This is a genomic window from Streptomyces rectiviolaceus, from assembly GCF_039533825.1.
GTDB classification, from domain to species: domain Bacteria; phylum Actinomycetota; class Actinomycetes; order Streptomycetales; family Streptomycetaceae; genus Streptomyces; species Streptomyces rectiviolaceus.
Genome location: NZ_BAAAUG010000060.1, coordinates 65,543 through 68,797 on the forward strand (window position 1 = coordinate 65,543; position 3,255 = coordinate 68,797).

Annotated in this window: 2 protein-coding genes; both read right to left on the minus strand. The window is 75.1% G+C overall.

Annotated features, from left to right (window positions below):
• Window positions 1–552: ABC transporter ATP-binding protein (locus ABD378_RS18210; RefSeq protein WP_344521987.1), on the minus strand; the 552-nt coding region annotated here is incomplete at its 3' end.
• Entirely contained in the window at window positions 545–3,217 is a 2,673-nt protein-coding gene (locus ABD378_RS18215; protein WP_344521988.1) for a hypothetical protein, read from the minus strand. The genes ABD378_RS18215 and ABD378_RS18210, both read right to left, overlap by 8 nt.
• Window positions 3,218–3,255 lie beyond the last annotated feature (38 nt).

The window sequence follows — 3,255 nt, forward strand, 5'->3', positions numbered from 1 at the left end:
GGGCCGGCCCGCGAACGCCCGTGCCACGGCGACGCGTTGCTGCTGTCCGCCGGAGAGCTCGGCGGGCCGCCGGTCGCGGCAGTACGCGACACCGAGCACGCCAAGCAGTTCGGCGGCCCGCGCCGCCCGCTCGCGACGGGGCACGCGCGCGTACTTCATCGGCAGCGCGACGTTCTCGACGGCGGTGAGGTACGGCAGCAGATTGCGCCCTGTCTGCTGCCACACGAAGCCGACGGTCTTCCTGCGGTAGCCGAGGCGCTCGCGGCGCCCCATGGCGAGCAGGTCGTGCCCTGCGACCCGCGCCCGTCCCGCGGTCGGCAGATCGAGCCCCGAGAGGATCGACAGGAGGGTGGACTTGCCGGAGCCCGACGCGCCCACGAGGGCCACGCACTCCCCTTCCCCGACCACCAGGTCGAGCCCCTGGAGGGCCTGCACCTCCACCTTGTCGGTGCGATAGACGCGTACGAGGTTGTCGCAGACGACAAGGCCCGCGTCCCCCGCGGGACGGCGCGCGGCGTTCGCGCGCGCCTCCAGATCGGCGAGCTCAGTCATCGTTCCTCCCCAGTCGCAGCACGGCTCCAAGGCCCCGACGCCGCCCCAGCCAGGTCTCCACGCCCACCGCCACGGCCACCAGGGCGACGGTTCCGGCGGCGAGGGCCGCGGTGAACAGCGGGTCGGTCCGCAGGGCGGGCGCGGTGGGCCCGCCGGTGAACTCCCGCAGGTCGAGGGCGGGTCCGAGCAGCCCGGGCAGGGTCAGACCGAGCACGACGCCACCGGCCACGGCCGTGAGCACCAGGGGCAGCAGCTGGAGCAGATGCAGCCCTGCGGTGGCCCGGCCGCCGAGCCCCAGCGTGCGCAGCCGGGCGGCGGCGTCGCCGCGTGCGGGGGCTGACAGCAGGAGTTCGAGCACGAGGGCGAGCAGCGCGAGGAGCACGGCCAGGGCGGTGCAGGCGGTGTGTGCGGCGGTCAGGGCCGCGATCAGACCGTCGTCGTCGGCCTCGGCCTGCTCCTCGGCACGGATCCGCAGCTCTCCGGTGGTGGCGCCGGGAGCGGTGCGCGGGACGACGGAACGCAGCTCGCGGACGTCCAGCTGAGGCCCGTAAAGCAGCAGGGCGGACTCCTCGAACTCACTTGCGCCGAAGGCCTTGAGGTCCTGGTTGTCGGCGAGCAGGAGGTGGTCCCTGGCTTCGGTGGCGGCGCGCACGGGGCCGAGCGCCGGGTCGCGGCGCACCGCTTCGGGGAGGGTGCCCACGACGCGCAGGCGCCGCTCCTTGCCGTGCACGGTGATGGTCAGCAGGTCCCCCGCGTCGGCCGCGTCGGCGAGTACGCGGATGTCACGGCCGCTTCCCTTGCCCTTGCCCTTGCCGAGTCCGGCGTCCCGCAGTGCGCGGGCGGCTGCCGAACTCCCGGCCGCCGAGCGCAGTTTCGTGCCGTCGACGCCCACCAGGCTCGCGATTCCGTACCGCCCTCCGTCCGTCCCGCTCGCCGGGTCGACCCGCAGCTGCCGTACCGCCACGGTCTGCCGCACTCCACGCGCGCGTGCCAGGCGCCCGGCGGTGTCCGGGTCGCGCCCCGCCCCCAGGAAGGAGGCATCGGCACCCACCCGCCAGGCGGCGGCATCCCGCCGCCCCTCCGTCAGCGTCTCCGTGACCAGACCGCCGAACACGGCACCGGCAAGCGTCACCACCAGGACGAGCAGCGCGAGCGCCCGTGCCGGGGCTTCCTTGGCGGCGCGGGAGAGCGCGACGAGAGCCACGGCTCCGCGTCCCCGGGCGGCCCGGCGCGCGACGAGGCGTACCGGCAAGGGGTAGAGGCGCACCAGCACCACGACCGTGGCGAGCCCGAGCAGCACGGGCACGGCGGCGAGCAAGGGATCGCCCTCCGAGCCGCCCGTCGTCCCACGGGCCCGCAGCGCGAGGACACCCGCCACGGCGACGGCCACCACACCCGCCTCGGCGACGACACGGCGCCCGCCGCCTGCCCCCTTCCCCCGCAGAAGCGCCCGGTCCCGCACGGCCCACCAGGTCAGAAGGGGCAGCACCAGCCACGCCCCCACGGCGACGAGCAGCCCCCGCCCGTACGCGGACGAGGCCCCCGGCAGCACCGACGCGACCGCGCAGCCGCTCCCGAATCCCAGCGCCACGGCCGGTGCGGTCTCCACCGCCCGCCCCAGGGCCATCCCCAAGGCCGATGCCCCACGCGCGCGTTGCAGCCGATGAACGTCGAGCCTGCGACGCACGGACAGCAGCGCGCCGACCACCACGGCCGCGAGCCCGACCGCCGTCACCGAAGCGAGCGCGAAGGAGATCACGACACTGCCCTGCCGCCACTGCCGCTGGAACTCCTCCAAGGCGTCCGGCAGTTCGGTCGCGGTCTCCGACTCGGCGGCCGGATGTGCACCGAAGGCGCAGGGCATGCCGCCGCTGACCATCCCCAGATCACATGTGGCGCCCCGCACGGAGTCCGGGTAACGGAGCATCAGTCGCTCGAAGTCGCGCTGCCCTTGATCGCCGACGAAGCGCGAAGCATCATCGCCGAGGTCGAGCCGCATGCCCCAGACCACGGTGAGGTCGGCCTCCGCCTGGCTCTGCAGCACTTCGACGCCGCGCGGCGCGAGCAGGGCGCCGGCGTACCGCGCCGCCCCGTCGCGCGCGTCCCGTCCCGTACGCGCGAGCAGGGGCTGCTCACGCCAGAGCCGCCGCTCGCCGTCGGCGGCGTAGAACCCGACCACGCGTGCCGGTGCGTCCACGTTCTCCAACGCGCCGGGACCGAGCCGGAGTTCCTGCCCGAGCCGCAGCTTCAGGGCATCACGGGTACGTGTGGAGACCGAGATCTCCACGACGCGCCCCCGCGCGGCAGGGGGCCGCCCGGCCGTGTACGCGGAACGGGGCGGGGCGTCGGAGGCGTACACCAGCGACAGGGTGGTGCCGTCACGGGTCCGTACGCCGGGCAGGGCGATCCGGGTGGAGTCGCGCACGAGGTCGCCGCGGAGGGTGGCGGGTGCGGCGTTCTCGACGGCGGTGGAGACCCGCCGCAGGTCAGCCCCCAGCGAGCTCTCCGCCCCCCTCTCGTCCTCGGGACCGAACCGCACCCGGTGGGTGACCCCGGGCGCATCCCGCTGCACCTGCTCGAGCCGGGCCCCCAAGGCACCCCCGGCCGCCCGCTCAAGCACCCCGGGCCCGCCGGCAGCGAGAGCACTGAGTACAAACACCAACACACCAAGCCCCACCTGCCCCCACACCCCGTACCTCACAA